The 16,792-nt window shown below is 60.3% G+C and carries 15 protein-coding genes; 3 read left to right on the forward strand and 12 right to left on the reverse strand.

Going from position 1 to position 16,792, the window contains the following annotated elements; all coding sequences use genetic code 11:
• Positions 1–42: 42 nt before the first annotated feature.
• The 3 genes from LK493_RS05825 to pyrR are packed head-to-tail and all read right to left on the reverse strand — an operon-like array spanning position 43 to position 2,849.
• Positions 43–1,332 (reverse strand): dihydroorotase, encoded by a 1,290-nt coding sequence (locus tag LK493_RS05825; RefSeq protein WP_227790433.1) that lies wholly within the window; start codon positions 1,330–1,332, stop codon positions 43–45.
• Positions 1,316–2,260, reverse strand: coding sequence for an aspartate carbamoyltransferase catalytic subunit (locus LK493_RS05830; RefSeq protein WP_035138537.1), 945 nt, complete (start codon positions 2,258–2,260; stop codon positions 1,316–1,318). Before LK493_RS05830 ends, LK493_RS05825 begins: the two co-directional genes overlap by 17 nt.
• Before the next feature lie 4 nt (positions 2,261–2,264).
• Positions 2,265–2,849, reverse strand: coding sequence for a bifunctional pyr operon transcriptional regulator/uracil phosphoribosyltransferase PyrR (pyrR, locus tag LK493_RS05835; RefSeq protein ID WP_117770320.1), 585 nt, complete (start codon positions 2,847–2,849; stop codon positions 2,265–2,267).
• A gap of 451 nt (positions 2,850–3,300) precedes the next feature.
• Between pyrR and rpmB the strand changes: the two genes are divergently transcribed.
• The 3 genes from rpmB to LK493_RS05850 all read left to right on the forward strand — a co-directional run bounded on the left by rpmB (position 3,301) and on the right by LK493_RS05850 (position 7,258).
• On the forward strand, positions 3,301–3,489 hold the full coding sequence (gene rpmB / locus LK493_RS05840) for a 50S ribosomal protein L28 (RefSeq protein WP_022094725.1): 189 nt from the start codon (positions 3,301–3,303) through the stop codon (positions 3,487–3,489).
• 266 nt (positions 3,490–3,755) lie between these two features.
• Positions 3,756–6,404, forward strand: coding sequence for a bifunctional acetaldehyde-CoA/alcohol dehydrogenase (gene adhE / locus LK493_RS05845; RefSeq protein WP_117716641.1), 2,649 nt, complete (start codon positions 3,756–3,758; stop codon positions 6,402–6,404).
• Between the two features lie 89 nt (positions 6,405–6,493).
• Positions 6,494–7,258, forward strand: coding sequence for an aminoglycoside phosphotransferase family protein (locus LK493_RS05850; RefSeq protein ID WP_006236119.1), 765 nt, complete (start codon positions 6,494–6,496; stop codon positions 7,256–7,258).
• A gap of 178 nt (positions 7,259–7,436) precedes the next feature.
• Here LK493_RS05850 and LK493_RS05855 read toward each other — a convergent pair whose 3' ends face one another.
• The 9 genes from LK493_RS05855 to tsf form a co-directional block, all read right to left on the reverse strand.
• Positions 7,437–9,158, reverse strand: a complete 1,722-nt coding sequence (locus LK493_RS05855) for a proline--tRNA ligase (RefSeq protein WP_227790434.1) — start codon at positions 9,156–9,158, stop codon at positions 7,437–7,439.
• Positions 9,159–10,241 carry a flavodoxin-dependent (E)-4-hydroxy-3-methylbut-2-enyl-diphosphate synthase gene (gene ispG, locus LK493_RS05860; protein WP_227790435.1) on the reverse strand — a complete coding sequence of 361 codons (1,083 nt, stop codon included), beginning with the start codon at positions 10,239–10,241 and terminating at the stop codon, positions 9,159–9,161.
• Between the two features lie 13 nt (positions 10,242–10,254).
• Entirely contained in the window at positions 10,255–11,616 is a 1,362-nt protein-coding gene (locus tag LK493_RS05865) for a M50 family metallopeptidase (RefSeq protein WP_227790436.1), read from the reverse strand.
• A gap of 25 nt (positions 11,617–11,641) precedes the next feature.
• On the reverse strand, positions 11,642–12,829 hold the full coding sequence (gene dxr / locus LK493_RS05870) for a 1-deoxy-D-xylulose-5-phosphate reductoisomerase (RefSeq protein ID WP_227790437.1): 1,188 nt from the start codon (positions 12,827–12,829) through the stop codon (positions 11,642–11,644).
• Complete coding sequence (locus LK493_RS05875) at positions 12,829–13,728, reverse strand: phosphatidate cytidylyltransferase (protein ID WP_227790438.1); 900 nt, start codon at positions 13,726–13,728, stop codon at positions 12,829–12,831. Before LK493_RS05875 ends, dxr begins: the two co-directional genes overlap by 1 nt.
• Before the next feature lie 2 nt (positions 13,729–13,730).
• On the reverse strand, positions 13,731–14,525 hold the full coding sequence (locus LK493_RS05880) for an isoprenyl transferase (protein ID WP_195363557.1): 795 nt from the start codon (positions 14,523–14,525) through the stop codon (positions 13,731–13,733).
• A gap of 1 nt (position 14,526) precedes the next feature.
• Entirely contained in the window at positions 14,527–15,063 is a 537-nt protein-coding gene (gene frr / locus LK493_RS05885) for a ribosome recycling factor (protein ID WP_055250029.1), read from the reverse strand.
• A 2-nt stretch (positions 15,064–15,065) separates the two neighbouring features.
• Entirely contained in the window at positions 15,066–15,788 is a 723-nt protein-coding gene (gene pyrH / locus LK493_RS05890; RefSeq protein WP_040359955.1) for a UMP kinase, read from the reverse strand.
• 118 nt (positions 15,789–15,906) lie between these two features.
• Positions 15,907–16,776, reverse strand: a complete 870-nt coding sequence (gene tsf / locus LK493_RS05895; protein WP_227790439.1) for a translation elongation factor Ts — start codon at positions 16,774–16,776, stop codon at positions 15,907–15,909.
• Between the last annotated feature and the right edge of the window lie 16 nt (positions 16,777–16,792).

Here is a 16,792-nt window from a genome sequence, read left to right on the forward strand (position 1 = left end):
CGGCACCGCAAGGGCGCCGCGCACAAAAGCGATAAGGCTATGCTAGCAGATGCAGCCGTCGGCAAGCGTCTGCTTACCGCCGACAAACACATCGGTGGCACGGCCGGTAAGCGTGCGGCCGGCGAAACCGGAGTTTTCGGCGCGCGACTCGTAGCCGTCCTCGCCAACCGTCCAGGTGGCGGACGCGTCGAACACGGTCAGGTCGGCAACGGAGCCCGCCTTGACCTGAACCTGGTCGAGGCCCAGGATCTCACGCGGCTTGATGGCCATGAGCTCGACCATGCGGCCCATGCTCATCTTACCCGTGTTGACCAGCTCGGTGAGCACGAGCGACAGCGAGGTCTCGAGACCGATCATGCCAAAGGGCGCAAGCTCGAACTCGCGGGCCTTCTCCCACGGGGTGTGGGGAGCGTGATCGGTGACGATAACGTCGACGGTGCCGTCGATGACGCCCTGACGGATGGCCTCGGCATCCTCCTCGGTACGCAGCGGCGGGTTGACCTTGAGCGAGGTGTTGTAGGTCTCGTCCAGATCGTTCTCGGTCAGGAACATGTGGTGCGGGGTGGCCTCGCAGGTAACCTGAACGCCAGCGGCCTTGCCGGCACGCACGATCTCCAGACCATGGGCGGTGGAGATGTGCTGGATGTGCAGCTTGGCACCGGTCAGCTTGGCGATCTCGATGTCGCGGGCGATCTGGAGCTCCTCGCCGGCAGCCGGCCAGCCCTCGAGGGCCAGACGGGTCGAGACCTTGCCCTCGTTGATCTGGCCGTGGCCGACCAAGTCCTCGTCCTGGCAGTGGCTCATGAAGACCTTGCCGAACATCTTGCCGTAGTCCATGCAGCGACGGAGCATGCCCGCGCCCTGCACGCCGCGACCGTCGTCGGTGAAGGCGACGGCGCCGTGGGCGACCATATCGCCCATCTCGGACATGGCCTCGCCCTTAAGACCGCGGGTCATGGCGCCCGACGGATAGACGCGGCAGTGACCGACCTCGGCAGCACGGGACTTTACGAACTCCACGACGGTACCGTTATCGGTGACGGGATCGGTGTTGGGCATGGAGCACACGCCGGTAAAGCCGCCCTTGGCAGCTGCGCGGGTACCGCTCTCGATGTCCTCTTTGACCTCGTAGCCGGGCTCGCGAAGGTGAACGTGCATATCCACCAGGCCGGGGACGAGGTACTTGCCGGAAAGGTCGCGGACCTCGGCTCCCTCGACGGCGAGATTCTCGCCGACCTCGGCGATCTTGTCGCTGTCAATCAGGACGTCAACGACACCGTCAAGCTCGACGGACGGGTCGACGACGTGGGCATTCTTAAGAAGCAAGGCCATTATCGGCACCTCCAAGCAGCAGATACAGGATAGCCATACGCACGCAGATACCGGCGTAGACCTGCTCCAGGATGACGGAGCGTTGCGGGTGGTCGGCCATATAGGAATCGAACTCGACGCCGCGGTTGATGGGGCCCGGGTGGCAGATAATCGCGTCGGGCTTCATGAGCTTCTCGCGGTCCTTGGTCAGACCGAAGAGCTTGTGGTACTCACGAATGGTCGGGAACGGGGCACCCTCGAGGCGCTCCTGCTGCACGCGCAGCATGTAGACGACGTCCAGCTCGGGCAGGACGGAATCGAGGTCGCTCGTCACGTGGTCGCAACCCAGGACCTCGGGCGCCGGCGGCAGCAGCGTGCCGGGGGCGACGGCGTAGGTCTCGCAGCCCATGATCTTAAGGGCGGGGATCAGCGAGCCGCAAACACGTGAGTGGGCGATATCGCCGACGACGGCGACCTTCAGACCGTGGAAGTCACCCTTGTGCTCCCAGATGGTGTACAGGTCGAGCAGAGCCTGCGTGGGATGGTTGTGCTTGCCGTCGCCGGCGCAGATGACGCTCGCGGGCGAGTTCTGCGTGACGATGTAGGGAGCGCCGGCGTGCTTGTCGCGTACGACGATGCAGTCGATCTTATAAGCGTTGAGGGTCTCGACGGTGTCGACGAGGCTCTCGCCCTTGACCGTGGAGGTCGAGGAGCCACCAAAGTTAAGGCTGTCGGCCGAAAGGCGCTTCTCGGCGAGCTCGAAGGAGCTGCGGGTGCGCGTCGAGGGCTCGTTGAACATGTTGACGATGGTCTTGCCCTTGAGCGTGGGGACCTTCTTGATGGCACGCTCGTTGACCTCGGAGAACGCCTTGGCGGTCTCGAGGATGAGCTTGATGTCCTCTTCGGAGTACTCGGTAATGTCGATCAGGTGCTTATGGTTGAACGCCACGGTACTACTCACCTCCCAGCGGCGCGGAGCCCACGTGGGAACCCGGCGCGACGTCGTTAATCTCGACGGCGGTGTGGCCGTCGACTTCCTTCATATATAGGTGCACGTTCTCCTCATGCGACGAGGGAACGTTCTTGCCGACAAAGTCCGGCGAGATGGGGAGCTCGCGGTGGCCGCGGTCAACGAGGACCGCCAGCTCAATACGGCTCGGGCGGCCCAGGTCCATGACGGCGTCGAGAGCGGCGCGGATGGTACGCCCCGTATACAGGATGTCGTCCACCAGCACGACGCGCTTGCCGTCGACGCTGAAGGGAATGTTGGTAGCGTGGATCGCGGGAGCGAAATTGGTCGCATAGTCATCGCGGTAGAAGCTGATGTCGAGGCTGCCGAGCGGAACTTCGACGCCCTCGATCTCCTTGATCTCCTCGGCGAGCTTCTTTGCCAGAAGGTCGCCGCGCGTGACGATGCCGACCAAAGCGAGGTCTTCACAGCCCTCGTTGCGCTCGAGAATCTCGTGCGCGATGCGGGTCATCGCTCGATTGACGGCGGTCTCGTCCATAATGACCGCCTTGGGGGAAGTCGTGCCCATCGATCTCCTTCCTCACATGTCTTGACTGCTGACACAGTCAAAAAAATAGATGCCCGACCGCTTAAAGCGGACCAGACACCCACAGGAAAGGCTGCTCTTTGGCAGCTATGTAATTCCATGTGGGTATCTCGTACCCCTTTAATGGTCACTGGATAGTGTAGCCAACCTCGAGCTTAATTGCGAGCATAAATACAGAGCAATCCGTAAACGGAGCCCAACGCTCAATAAACCTATATATATTTGTGGGACGAGCTTGAAAACGCACGCACGAGCTGGCATAATCCCCTCTGCTGCACGCAAATCGGATCTACGTCCAGGGCCGTAGCGTGGGCACTATCGCCAAAAGAGGAATATCTCTGTGTAGATTGCGCACAGGGAGCGACTTCTGTGCTATAGTTCAGGCTTGTTTGTTAACGCGACATGTTCGTTTGTCGCCCAAGGAGGGTCAGTTATGTCCAAAGTTTGCGAAGTTTGCGGTAAGCACCCCGTTGCCGGTCGCTCCATCAGCCACTCTCACCGCGTCACCAACCGTAAGTTCCGCCCCAACATCCAGCGCGTCTACGTCGTCGTCGATGGTCACCGTCGCAAGATGAACGTTTGCTCCACCTGCCTCAAGTCCGGCAAGGTTGCGCGCTCCTAAATAAGGTCTTACCAACAAGTACCTCGGACTCTCCGGGTCAAAGACCTCGCGTTCACATAGAACTTACCAAAGGCGCCCTCCCCCACGGAGGGCGCCTTTTTGCGCTCATTGGGGGCAGGGCGATGCACTGGCAGATAATTTAGTTAAAACGCTTCAGTATATTGAAGCGTTTTAGTGTGCCTTTTACAGGAATCTGACCGCTCGCCGAATAATTTCTTGCTATCATGCAAGACGTAGGGTAAATCTCCGATCGCAAGGAGACACAAATGGTGAAAAAGTCACCGGAAAACACTACTCCCGCAATTGTGGACAACGTAGAGGCGCTTGAGGCTAAGCTCGCTCAGATGCGAGAGGCCCAGGCGCTTTTTGCTACGTACACGCAGGAGCAGGTCGACAAGATCTTCTATGAGGCCGCCATGGCCGCCAACAAGGCTCGTATCCCGTTGGCGAAAATGGCCATCGAGGAGACCGGCCGCGGCGTTCTTGAGGACAAGGTCATCAAGAACCACTACGCCGCAGAGTACATCTACAACGCTTACAAGAACACCAAGACCTGTGGTGTCCTGGAGCGCGACGAGGCTTACGGCATCACCAAGATCGCCGAGCCCATCGGCATCGTGGGCGCCGTCATCCCAACGACCAACCCCACCTCCACCGCAATCTTCAAGACGCTGATCAGCCTGAAGACCCGCAACGCCATCATCATCTCCCCGCACCCGGCTGCCGCCAAGTGCACCATCGCCGCCGCCAAGCTCGTGCTTGACGCCGCCGTCAAGGCCGGCGCCCCCGAGGGCATCATCGGCTGGGTCGATGTCCCCTCCATCGAGCTGACCAACATGGTCATGCGCGACGTCGACATCATCCTCGCCACCGGTGGCCCGGGCATGGTCAAGGCCGCTTACTCCTCGGGCAAGCCCGCCCTGGGCGTTGGCGCCGGTAACACCCCGGTCGTCATCGACGACACCGCCGACGTACTGCTCGCAGTCAACTCCATCATCCACTCCAAGACCTTCGACAACGGCATGATCTGCGCTTCCGAGCAGTCCGTGACCGTCATCGACACCATCTATGACCAGGTCAAGGCCGAGTTCCAGAAGCGCGGCTGCTACTTCGTCAAGCAGGGTGCCGAGATGGAGGCCCTGCGTGCCGCCATGTTCAAGAACGGCGCCCTCGATCACCGCATCCCCGGCATGGCTGCCGCCAAGATCGCCGAGCTCGCCGGCATCGAGGTTCCCGCCAAGACCAAGATCCTGATCGCCGAGGTCACCTCCACCGACCCCGCCAAGGAGGAGTTCTCCCACGAGAAGCTCTCCCCGGTCCTGGCCATGTATCACGCCAAGGACTTCCAGGAGGCCGTCGACAAGGCCGAGCACCTGGTGCTCGCCGGTGGCCCGGGCCACACCGCCTCTCTGTACGTGCACCCCGCCCAGGCCGAGAAGATCAGCCTGTTCGAGCACGTCATGAAGGCCTGCCGTATCGTCATCAACACCCCGTCCTCGCACGGTGGCATCGGTGACCTGTACAACTTTGGCATGAAGCCGTCTCTGACCCTGGGCTGCGGCTCCTGGGGCGGCAACTCCGTCTCCGAGAACGTTGGGGTGAAGCACTTGATCAACGTTAAGACTGTGGCCGAGCGCCGTGAGAACATGCTGTGGTTCCGCGCTCCCGAGAAGGTCTACTTCAAGAAGGGTTCCACGCCCGTCGCCCTCGACGAGCTGGGCAACGTCATGGGCAAGAAGCGCGCCTTCATCGTTACCGACCAGTTCCTCTTCAAGAATGGCAACACCCGCGCCATCGAGGCCAAGCTCGACGAGATGGGCATCGCCCACGACTGCTTCTACGACGTCGAGCCCGATCCGTCGCTGCAGTGCGCACGTCGCGGCGCCAAGCAGATGGCTCTCTTTGAGCCGGACGTCATCATCGCCGTCGGCGGTGGCTCCGCTATGGACGCCGGCAAGATCATGTGGATGATGTACGAGCACCCCGAGTGCAAGTTTGAGGACATGGCCATGGACTTCATGGACATCCGCAAGCGTATCTTCACCTTCCCCGAGATGGGCAAGAAGGCCTACTTCGTCGCCGTCCCGACCTCCTCGGGTACCGGCTCCGAGTGCACGCCGTTCGCCATCATCACCGACAAGGAGACCGGCATCAAGTGGCCGCTCGCCGACTACGCGCTGCTCCCCAACATGGCTATCGTCGACGCCGACAACTGCATGACCGCCCCGCGCGGCCTGACCGCTGCCTCCGGCATCGACGTCATGACCCACGCCATCGAGTCCTACGTCTCCATCATGGCTTCCGACTACACCAAGGGCCTCTCCGAGCGCGCTGCCAAGCTCGTCTTTGAGAACCTGCCCTCCAGCTTCACGAACGGCGCCAAGGACCCGCACGCCCGCGAGGAGATGCACAACGCCTCCTGCATGGCCGGTATGGCCTTCGCCAACGCCTTCCTGGGCCTCAACCACTCCATGGCTCACAAGCTCGGCGCTTTCCATCACCTGCCCCACGGCATCGCCAACGCCGTCATCCTGACCCGCGTCATGCGCTACAACGCCGCCGAGGCTCCCGTCAAGATGGGTACCTTCTCCCAGTATCCTTACCCCAACGCGCTGCACAACTACGCCGAGATGGCCAAGTACTGCGGCATCGAGGGCAAGGACGACAAGGAGGTCTTCGAGAACTTCATCACGAAGCTCGAGGAGCTCAAGGACTTCATCGGTGTCAAGAAGACCATCGCCGACTACGGTGTTGACGAGCAGTACTTCCTCGACACCCTCGACGAGATGACCGAGCAGGCATTCAACGACCAGTGCACCGGCGCTAACCCGCGCTACCCGCTCATGAGCGAGATCAAGGAGCTCTACCTGGACGCCTACTACGGCCGCGAGCCCCAGGACTACGCCGTCTGCTAGTTTTTAGCACGGTTTTTTGCGGCGGGGGTGCACGGGTGTTTCACACACCCCCGCCGTCGCTTCTATCGCATCGTTGAAAGGATGCAACCATGCTGCTACCCGATTCCAAGACCGAGCTCGTCCGCCGTGGCAACAAGGTCGTTTACGACCTGGGCGACAAGATCGTCAAGGTCTTTAACGAGACCAAGCCTGTCTCCGACGTGTTCAACGAGGCTTTGAATCTTGCCCGCATCAATGAGTGCGGCATCCGCAGCCCCAAGGCTCTCGAGGTTTCCCAGCTCGAGAACGCCAACGGCTGGGCGCTCGTGACCGAGAAGGTTCCGGGCACCACCCTTGCCGAGAAGATGACTGCCGAGCCCCAGCGCTTTGGTGAGTACCTCGAGATGTTCGTCGACCTCCAGATCGAGATCCACGGCTACACCTCCCCGCTGCTCAACCGTCAGCGCGACAAGTTCGCCCGCATGATCGACAGCCTTGATCAGCTCAATGCCACCACGCGCTACAACCTTCAGGAGCGTCTGGACGGCATGACCAAGGAGTTCAAGGTCTGCCACGGCGACTTCAACCCCTCCAACGTCATCGTCGGCGACGACGGCCAGCTCTATGTGTGCGACTGGGCACACGCCACCCAGGGCTCCCCTGCTGCCGACGTTGCCACCACCTACCTGCTCTTTGCCCTCAACAGCAAGGACCAGGCCGAGGCCTACCTGGAGCTCTACTGCGACCGTGCCGACATGCCCATGCAGGTCGTGCGTCAGTGGACGAGCATCGTCGCCGCTTCCGAGCTCGCTCGTAAGCGCAACGTGAACGATGAGTTCCTGAAGAACTGGATCGACGTCGTCGATTATCAGTAATATCTGAGCGATTTATTTCGCATCGGAGGCATAATGGAAAACCCCGCAGCTCGCATGGGCTGTGGGGTTTTCCTTTTAGATATCGAGGATGCTACAAGATAATAGGACGGCCCCGCATCTCCCCGATTGGAGAAATGCGGGGCCGTCCCACATATCGAACTACAAGCGAAATCGTCGATTAACGGCGGGCTGCCTTAACAAGCTCGGCAACCTTGGCAACGACCTCGTCGATCGCCACGTCCTCGCGCTCGCCCGTAGCACGGTCCTTGAGCTCAACGGTGCCATTCTTAAGGCCGCGCTTGCCCAGAACCACCTGATACGGGAAGCCCATGAGGTCGTTATCGGCAAACTTAAAGCCCGGACGCTCATCGCGATCGTCGACGACGACCTCGATACCCTCGGCACACAGGCCATCAACGATCTGCTCGCAGACGGTAGCGCACTCCTCCTTCTTGGGGTCGAGCGGAATCACCGCAACCTCGTACGGGGCAACGGAGACCGGCCAGACGATACCGTGCTCGTCGTTGTGCTGCTCCACGACGGCAGCGAGCGAACGGGACACGCCCACGCCGTAGCAACCCATGATAAGCGGCTTCTCCTTGCCGTCCTCGTCCATAAAGGTGGCACCCATGGCCTCGGAGTACTTGGTGCCCAGCTGGAAGACCTGGGAAACCTCGATGCCGCGAGCAGCAGAGAGCGGCTTGCCGCAGTGCGGGCAGGGATCGCCGGCAACGACGGTGACCAGGTCGGCCCACTCGTCGACGGTAAAGTCGCGCTCGGGGCAGGCACCGGTAAAGTGATAATCGACCTCGTTGGCACCGCAGGCCCACTGCTTGGACTCGCGAAGGCTCTCGTCGCACACCAGACGGATGCCCTCGGGCAGGTTGACCGGTCCGATAAAGCCCTTGTGCAGACCGTTCGCCTGAAGCTCCTCGTCGGTCATCATACGATAGCCCTTACCAAAGACATGCTCGGCCTTGCAGTCATTGAGCTCGTGGTCGCCCGGGACAATGGCCACGACCGGCTTGCCCTCGGAGTCGATCAATGCCAGCGACTTGCGCGTGCCGTTCTCGGGGAACCCAAAGAACTTAGCAACAGCCTCAATGGTGCCCATGCCCGGAGTCTCAACCTTGGTGAGCGTACCGTCACCAGGACCCTCGGTCACGACGACCTTGGTGCTTGCAGCCTCGTCATCGGCAGCGAAGCCGCAATCGTCGCAGTAGACGAGCGAAGCCTCGCCGGCGTCAGCCAAAGCCATGTACTCGACGGAGGTATCGCCACCGATCTCGCCAGAATCGGCGACGACGGGCAGAGCCTTGATGTAGCAGCGCTCGCAGATATTGGCGTACGCCTGCTTCATCTTGTCGTACTCCTCCTGCAGGCTCTCCTGCGTGGCGGAGAAGCTGTAGGCGTCCTTCATGATGAACTCGCGGCCGCGCATCAGGCCAAAGCGGGGACGGAACTCGTCGCGGAACTTGTCCTGAATGTGATACAGGTTGACGGGCAGCTGCTTATAGGAGCGTAGCTCGTTGCGCACCAGGGCCGTGACGGTCTCCTCGTGCGTGGGGCCCAGGACGAACTCGCGACCATGACGGTCGTCAAAGCGCACAAGCTCCTTGCCATAGGCGTCGATGCGGCCGGACTCGCGCCACAACTCGGCGTCGACCATGATAGGCATCATAAGCTCCTGGGCGCCGGCAGCGTCCATCTCGTCGCGCACGATGTTCTCGATCTTACGGATCGAGCGCCAGGCAAGCGGCAGGTAGGAATACAGGCCGGCGGCCTCCTTGCGGATCATGCCGGCACGGAGCAGCAGGCGGTGACTGGCGAGCTCAGCGTCCGCCGGATCCTCTTTAAGCGTCGGCGCATAGAGCTTAGACATATACATTGCTCGGGTCATTTATTTCTCCTCAATAAGCTTGTCGACCTCTGCCATAAGCGCGTCGACAATTTGGTCCTCAGCTACTTTACCAATGATCTGGCCATGCGAAAAGAGCAAGGCCTGACCACGTCCGCAAGCAACGCCCAGGTCGGCATCAGAAGCCTCGCCGGGGCCATTAACGGCACATCCCATAACGGCAATCGAAAGCGGCGCGGTATAGTTCTTAAGCCGCTCGGTTACTTCCTCGGCAATGGGAATAAGGTTAACCTGGCAGCGGGCGCACGTGGGGCACGAGACAATCTCGGGGCCACGGCGACGCAGGCCCAACGACTGCAGAATACCCCAGGCAACCGGCGGCTCCTCAACCGGATCGGCTGTGAGCGACACACGCATGGTGTCGCCAATGCCTTCGGAAAGCAAGATACCCAAGCCTACAGAGCTCTTGATGGTGCCCTGGAGCTTGGTCCCCGCCTCCGTCACGCCCAGGTGAAGCGGAACGTGGGGAATCTCACGCGACAGGGCTCGATAGGTATCGAGCGTCGTTTGCACGCTATGGGCCTTGGCCGAAAGCACAATGTTCGTAAAGCCGCGGTCCTCAAAGTGCTTGACGAAGCGCTCGCTCGACATCACGAGCTTTTCGGGCTGCGTGAGGTCGTCGCGCTCGGCGATATCCTGCTCAAGCGAACCAGCGTTGACACCGATGCGAATTGCGCAGCCCGCAGCACCCGCGGCATCGATGACAGCATCGACCTTGGCCCAATCGCCGATATTACCGGGATTGATGCGGAGCTTGGCGGCACCGGCCTCCACAGCGCCAATGGCCAGCTTGTGGTTAAAGTGGATATCGGCAACGATTGGCACCGGAGACTCGGCACAGATGGTGCGGAAACCCTCAAGCGCGGCCTCGGTGGGCACGCTCACACGCACGATATCGCAGCCAGCCTGCGCCAACGCGCACACTTGCGCAAGCGTTGCCTGGGCATCAGCGGTATCGGTGCAGGTCATGGATTGGACCACCACCGGCGCACCGCCACCGATCTGCACACCGCCCACATGCACGGGGCGCGTCAAATCGCGAGGCAAAGGATGGGATAAAGACAATCCAAACACTCCCCTACAGAATAAATCGAAGGATGTCGGAACGAAGCATATAGACAAACAGCAGCGCAAAGAGCGCGATGCCCACATAGCTCACAATCGTCTGGACCTTGAGCGGAAGCTCGCGGCCCACAATCTTTTGAATGATCTCGATGACCAGCTTGCCGCCATCGAGTGGTGGGATGGGCAGCAGGTTCATAAAGCCAAGCGAGAACGAAATGAGGGCGGCAAACGAAAGGAACGTGGCAGGACCGGCAGCAGCAGCCTGTGAGGACATAACGCTAATACCCACGATCGAAGAAGACTGATCGAGAATCTCCATCGTATGCTGCGGCTGGAGCAGGCGCATCACGCCCTCCGCGGTCTGCACAACATAGGAGAATGACAGACGCGCCGACGTGATGGGGTCTAAACGGACCACCTGCGTAGAGGCATACACACCTAGGCGCTCGTCCTCTTTGAGCGCAACCGAGGTCGAATGCTGCTTGCCGTCGCGCTCATACTCAATGGCGATATCGTCCTTACCGGCGGCCTTGCCGATGGCATCGTAAACGTCCATCCAGGTAGAGCACGATACTCCGTCAACCGAAAGGATCGCGTCGCCGCCCTCGATACCCGCCTTGGCGGCAATAGACCCCTCGTCAACCTGACCGATCACGTTGGTATCCATCGGCACGGTGACACCCGCAATAGAGTAGATGCTCATAAGCAGCAAAAAGCCCGTCAGGATATTGACGAGAATGCCCGCGAGCAGCATAAAGGCGCGCTTGAGAAAACCCTGGCCCAGATAGGTATGCGAACGCTCTTGCGCAAGGAACTCGGCTTCGCCGCACGGCAGCTCCCACACATCGCCCTCGGTAGTCGCATGCTCTCGATCGAAACGGCGGCCGTCAAAGGTGGTGTAACCCGCCGCATCTCGTGGCAGCGTCTGATACTTGGCGGGATAGTAGCTCGGCGAGGGCTTCTCCCCTTCCTCATACCAAGGCGCGATAGAGCCCCAACCCAAGAGCAAGGCGCATGCCTCGAGCACAACCTCCTCGGATAGCTCGAGCTCGGCGGCAAGGTCGGCCACGGTCACGCGACCATGACGATAGATAGCCGCGAGCACGCGATCGGCGCACGAGACGTCGGTCGGATCCATACCGCAGATGGCAGCGTAGCCACCCAGCAGCAGCGGGGTCACGCCAAACTTGGTTCCAATGCGACGTGACGTGTAATGGATGTCAAAGCGACACGGCAGGCCCAAAAAGAACTCGGTCACGCGGACGCCGCAGGCACGCGCCGCCAAAAAGTGGCCGCCCTCGTGCAAAAACACAAGGACGGAAAGCATCAGCAGGCCCCAAAAGACCGATGAGAAAACGCTCAGAACAGTATCCATAAAACGAAAAAGCAATCCTTATGGGTTAGGAACGGGTTGCGGCGAGCACCTGCGCAGCCTTTTCACGCGCCCATGCATCGATGTCGCGAAGCTGCTCAAACGAATCGACCGCCTGCATATCGTGGGAATCCATGCAGGATTCCACAATGCGATCGATATCGGTAAAGCTGCAGCCATCGTTCAGGAAGGCATCGACGGCGACCTCGTTGGCGGCGTTGAGCACGCACGGCATGGTGCCACCCGTCTTGCCGGCACGTTCGGCCAGTGCCAGAGCGCGGAAGGTATCCATGTCGGCAGCATCAAACGTGAGCTGCCCCAGCTCGCGGAAATCGATACGAGGCGCCGGGGTATCCCAACGCTCGGGATACGAGAACGCGAACTGGATGGGAATACGCATGTCGGAAGCACCGAGATGCGCCATCACGGAGCCGTCGGCGAACTCGACCATAGAGTGAATCTTGGACTGACGCTGCACGACCACGTTAATGAAATCGAGGTCGCAGTTAAACAGATGCATGGCCTCAATGCGCTCCAGGCCCTTGTTCATGAGGGTGGCGGAGTCGATGGTGATCTTGGCACCCATGGCCCACGTGGGATGTGCGAGGGCATCGGCACGCGTCACGCGGTCGAGCTCGTCGCGGGTGCGGCCAAAGAACGGACCGCCCGAGCAGGTGAGCCAAATACAATGAGCCTCGCGTGGGTTCTCCCCCAGATAGCACTGGTAGATGGCGGAGTGCTCAGAGTCGACTGGAATAAGCTGGCCCGGTTGCGCCAACGGCATAAGCAAGTCGCCGCCGACGACGAGGGACTCCTTGTTGGCAAGGGCAAGGCGCTTATTAGAGGTCAAGGCCGCATGGCTCGCCTCGAGACCGGCGGCGCCCACAATAGCAACGAGCACGCAGTCGACATCGTCGCGACGCGCGAGCTCGCAAACCGCCTGCGCGCCAACGCCGAGCTTCGTTCCCTCGGGCAACTCCTGCAGCACGGCGTCATCGCCGTGAGCGACATCGGCCACGGCAACCGCCGGAACCGAGAACTCGCGGGCAGCGGCAACGAGCTCAGAGGTGCTGGAATTAACGGACAGCGCCGTCACCTGCAGGCGATCGGCATGCTGACGGCACACATCGAGTGCCTGGGTGCCGATAGAGCCCGTACAACCCAGGATGGCAACACGGAGGCGTCCATCGGGGCCATACGTCGTCTGGAATGACATTACAGCACGCCTCCGATCATCAAAAGCAGCTGAGCGGTAATGCAGCCAAAGATGAGCGAATCGCTACGATCGAGCATGCCGCCGTGGCCCGGGATAAGGTTACCGGAATCCTTAACGCCCACACCGCGCTTGATGCGCGACTCGATGAGGTCTCCGATAACGCCCAGGATGGACACGACAACGCCGCACAGCAGCGCATAGGGCAGGCTGAGCTTGTAGAAGTGCGTCGCCCACAGGATGAGCCAAATCAAAACCGAGCCCAGGATGCCGCCGACAAACCCCTCCCAGCTCTTTTTGGGAGAGATCTTGGGAACCATCTTGTGCTTGCCGATACGGCTGCCCACAATGTAGGCAAACGAATCGGAGACCCAAAGGGACGCGCAAACGCCCACTGAAAGCAGGGCGCCGGCAAAACCGGGCACGGCATCGCGCAGCAGCACGATAGCCGACAGCATAAAGCCAGTGTAGATGGGACCCATGAGCGTCACGGCCACATCAGAGATGCGGGTACGCGGCGACCAGACATACCAAATGCCCACAGCGAGCATCAGGGCAAAAAGCAGGGCATTCAGCAACATCGAATCGCCCAACGCCGACAGCGGAAAGAGTACGGCGGCAGCGATACCCATGCGCTCGTTAGCCATCTTGCCATCGAGCCTCGTCATACGGAAAAACTCATAACAGCACAGACCGCTCATGACGGAAACAAAGATGGCAGTGGGCACGATACCCAAAACCAGGCACAGGATAAAGACAACGGCGTAGACGATACCGGCGGCGGCACGGGTAATAAAGCCCGCCAGCCACGAACCGCTGCCGCTCTTCGCTGCAGGCGCTCCCGCAGTGGCAGCTTTACGCGCAGGCGTCTTGGGAGCAGATGCCTTGGGACGATCGGACACGATTAAGCCTCCTCGGTCTTGCTCAGTCCACCAAACCTACGGTCACGGCCCTGATAGGCCAAAATGGCGTCGACAAGACCCCAACGATCAAAGTCGGGCCAATAGGTATCGGTGACGTAGAACTCGGAATAAGCTACCTGCCACAGCAGATAGTTCGAAAGGCGCAGCTCACCAGAGGTGCGAATCACAAGCTCAGGATCGGGAAGGCCAGCGGTATAGAGGTGGGAAGCCACCATGTCGTCATCAATTGAGCCAGGATCGATCTTACCGGCGGCAGCGTCGAGTGCGATCTGACGGACAGCGCGGGTAATCTCGGCACGCGCGCCGTAGTTGACGGCAAGCGCCAGCGTCATGCCGGTGTGATTGGCGCACTCGGCAAGACCGCGTTCAAAAACGTCGCGGGTCTTCTTGGGCAGCGCGGAAATGTCACCCAAAAAGACAACGCGCACGTTTTCGCGCTTCAGAAGCGGCAGCTCGTCGATAAACGTCTTGGCAAACAGGTGCATCAAGACGTTGACCTCATGCTGCGGGCGGTTCCAGTTTTCGGTAGAAAACGCATAGGCCGAAAGCACGTCGACGCCCAGACGCACGCAGGCGGTAATAATCTCACGAAGGGAGACGATACCCGCCTTGTGGCCCTCGGTGCGTGCAAGACCGCGCGATGTGGCCCAACGACCATTGCCGTCCATGATGCACGAGATATGGTGCGGAATGTTATTGAGGTCAAGGTCGGAAAAACCGACGCCCGCAGGGGCGTCGGCAAAGTACTCGACCAGTTTATGCTCGTCGTATTGCACCTTAGATCTCCATGACCTCGGCTTCTTTTTCCTTCAGAAGCTCCTCGACCTTGGCGACATACTCATCGGTGTGCTTCTGGACCTTGGCCTGCTCGCGACGGACATCGTCCTCGGTGAGCTCCTCATCGCGCTCAAGCTTGTTGTTGAAGTCGCGACGGATGTTACGGATAGACACCTTGGCCTGCTCGGCGTACTCGCGGCACTCCTTGACGAGCTCGCGACGGCGCTCCTCGGTGGGAGCCGGGAACGGCAGACGAACGACGGTGCCATCGGAGTTGGGGGTAATACCCAGATCGGAAGCGCCGATGGCCTTGACGATAGCGTTGATGAGTGCCTTGTCCCACGGCTCGATGAGCAGCATGTGGGCCTCGGGGGTCTTGACGGCGGCAACCTGCGTGACCGGCGTGGGAACACCGTAATAATCGACGGTGATGTCGGACAGAATGTTGGCATTGGCGCGGCCGGTACGGACCTTGGAGAAGTTATGCTTGAGGGACTCGAGCGACTTGTCCATATGGGCGGTGATGTTATCTGCCATGCTTAATCCTCCTGATAGACGAGCGTGCCGACGGGCTCACCCGCGAGCGCGCGCTTGACGGTGTCCTCGCCATCGATGTTGAGGACCAAAATCGGCATACGGTTGTCCTGGCACAGTGCCGTAGCCGTGGAATCCATAACCTGCAGACCGCGGACGAGCACCTCGTGATAGGTAATCTTGTCAAAACGGACGGCGTCGGCGCACTTGACGGGATCCTTGTCGTAGATGCCGTCAACCTTGGTGGCTTTAATCAGAATCTCGGCGCCGATCTCGCACGCACGAAGAGCCGCGGCGGTGTCGGTCGTAAAGTACGGATTGCCCGAACCGGCGGCAAAGATAACGACGTTGCCCTTGGAAAGGTGGTTGATGGCGCGACGGCGAATATAGGGCTCGCAGATCTCGTTCATCTGGATAGCGCTCATAACGCGGCAGGGAACATCGTTGTGCTCGAAGGCATCCTGCAGGGCGAGCGCGTTCATAACGGTTGCCAGCATGCCCATGTAGTCGGCCTGAGCACGCTCCATGCCACCGGCAGCGCCGGCCATGCCGCGGAAAATATTGCCGCCGCCGACAACGACGCCGACCTCATGGCCAACGGCGAGCAGCTCCTTGACCTGTTTGGCAAGATGGTCGGTAACCTTGGGGTCGATGCCATACTGGCCGTCGCCCATCAGTGCTTCGCCAGAAAGCTTAAGAAGCACGCGTTTATATCGGATGTCGGACAAAGCGATCCTCCTTTAGATTGAACTCTCAACATTCTATCAAAGGCTCTAAGAAGAGCCATGAAAAAGCAGGCTGTGAGTAAAACCCACAGCCTGCTCATTACCAGCTACAAGAGCTTATTTACTCGCCACGAACCAGACGGTCAAAGGCAACGACGGTAATGATGTCGCCGAGCTCCTTGGAGACCTGCTCAGCGTACTTCTTGATGGTGAGGGAGCTGTCCTTGATGAACTCCTGCTCGGTGAGCACGGACTGCTTGTAGAACTTCTCCAGACGGCCGACAGCCATCTTCTCCTGGATAGCCTCGGGCTTACCGGACTCGGCAGCCTGAGCCATGTAGATCTGCTTCTCGTGCTCGACGGTCTCGGCCGGAACCTGATCGCGGGTAGCACAGATCGGGGCGACGGCGGCAACCTGAAGGGCAACGTCGTGAGCGAAGGTCTTGAAGGACTCAGCCTGAGCGGTCTCGGCCTTCTCGAAGGCGAACTCGACGAGGACGCCGATCTTACCACCCATGTGGATGTAAGAAGCGAGCGCGCCGTTCTCAGCCTTGCGAGCAGCGAAGCGGGAGATCTTCATGTTCTCGCCCATGATGTGAATCATCTCGGTGAGCTCGGAGGAAACGGTCTCCTCGCCCATCGGCTTCTCGAGCAGAGCGTCGACGTCAGCAGGCTCGGTGGTAGCGACAACCTCAGCGACCTTGGAAGCAAAGCCGGTGAACTTGGCGTTGGAGCCAACGAAGTCGGTCTCGCAGGAGAGCTCGAGCAGAGCGCCGGTCTTGCCATCCTCGGAGACGAACGCGGCGACAGCGCCCTCGTTGGTCTCACGGCCAGCCTTCTTGGCAGCCTTGGCAAGGCCGTTCTTACGCAGAACGTCGACAGCGGCGTCCATGTCGCCGTCAGCCTCGACGAGAGCTTTCTTGCACTCCATCATCGGGGAGTCGGTCATCTCGCGGAGCTGCTTAACCATAGCGGCGGTAATCTGGGCCATTGTGGTTCCTTTCAAA

The sequence above is a fragment of the Collinsella aerofaciens genome, from assembly GCF_020709435.1.
GTDB classification, from domain to species: domain Bacteria; phylum Actinomycetota; class Coriobacteriia; order Coriobacteriales; family Coriobacteriaceae; genus Collinsella; species Collinsella aerofaciens_AU.

Bases quoted from the DNA above. Each gene is read 5' to 3' on its own strand.
- LK493_RS05825 (WP_227790433.1), bottom strand. From the start codon at position 1,332: ATGGCCTTGCTTCTTAAGAATGCCCACGTCGTCGACCCGTCCGTCGAG.
- pyrR (WP_117770320.1), bottom strand. From the start codon at position 2,849: ATGGGCACGACTTCCCCCAAGGCGGTCATTATGGACGAGACCGCCGTC.
- rpmB (WP_022094725.1), top strand. From the start codon at position 3,301: ATGTCCAAAGTTTGCGAAGTTTGCGGTAAGCACCCCGTTGCCGGTCGC.
- adhE (WP_117716641.1), top strand. From the start codon at position 3,756: ATGGTGAAAAAGTCACCGGAAAACACTACTCCCGCAATTGTGGACAAC.
- LK493_RS05850 (WP_006236119.1), top strand. From the start codon at position 6,494: ATGCTGCTACCCGATTCCAAGACCGAGCTCGTCCGCCGTGGCAACAAG.
- LK493_RS05855 (WP_227790434.1), bottom strand. From the start codon at position 9,158: ATGACCCGAGCAATGTATATGTCTAAGCTCTATGCGCCGACGCTTAAA.
- LK493_RS05865 (WP_227790436.1), bottom strand. From the start codon at position 11,616: ATGGATACTGTTCTGAGCGTTTTCTCATCGGTCTTTTGGGGCCTGCTG.
- dxr (WP_227790437.1), bottom strand. From the start codon at position 12,829: ATGTCATTCCAGACGACGTATGGCCCCGATGGACGCCTCCGTGTTGCC.
- frr (WP_055250029.1), bottom strand. From the start codon at position 15,063: ATGGCAGATAACATCACCGCCCATATGGACAAGTCGCTCGAGTCCCTC.
- tsf (WP_227790439.1), bottom strand. From the start codon at position 16,776: ATGGCCCAGATTACCGCCGCTATGGTTAAGCAGCTCCGCGAGATGACC.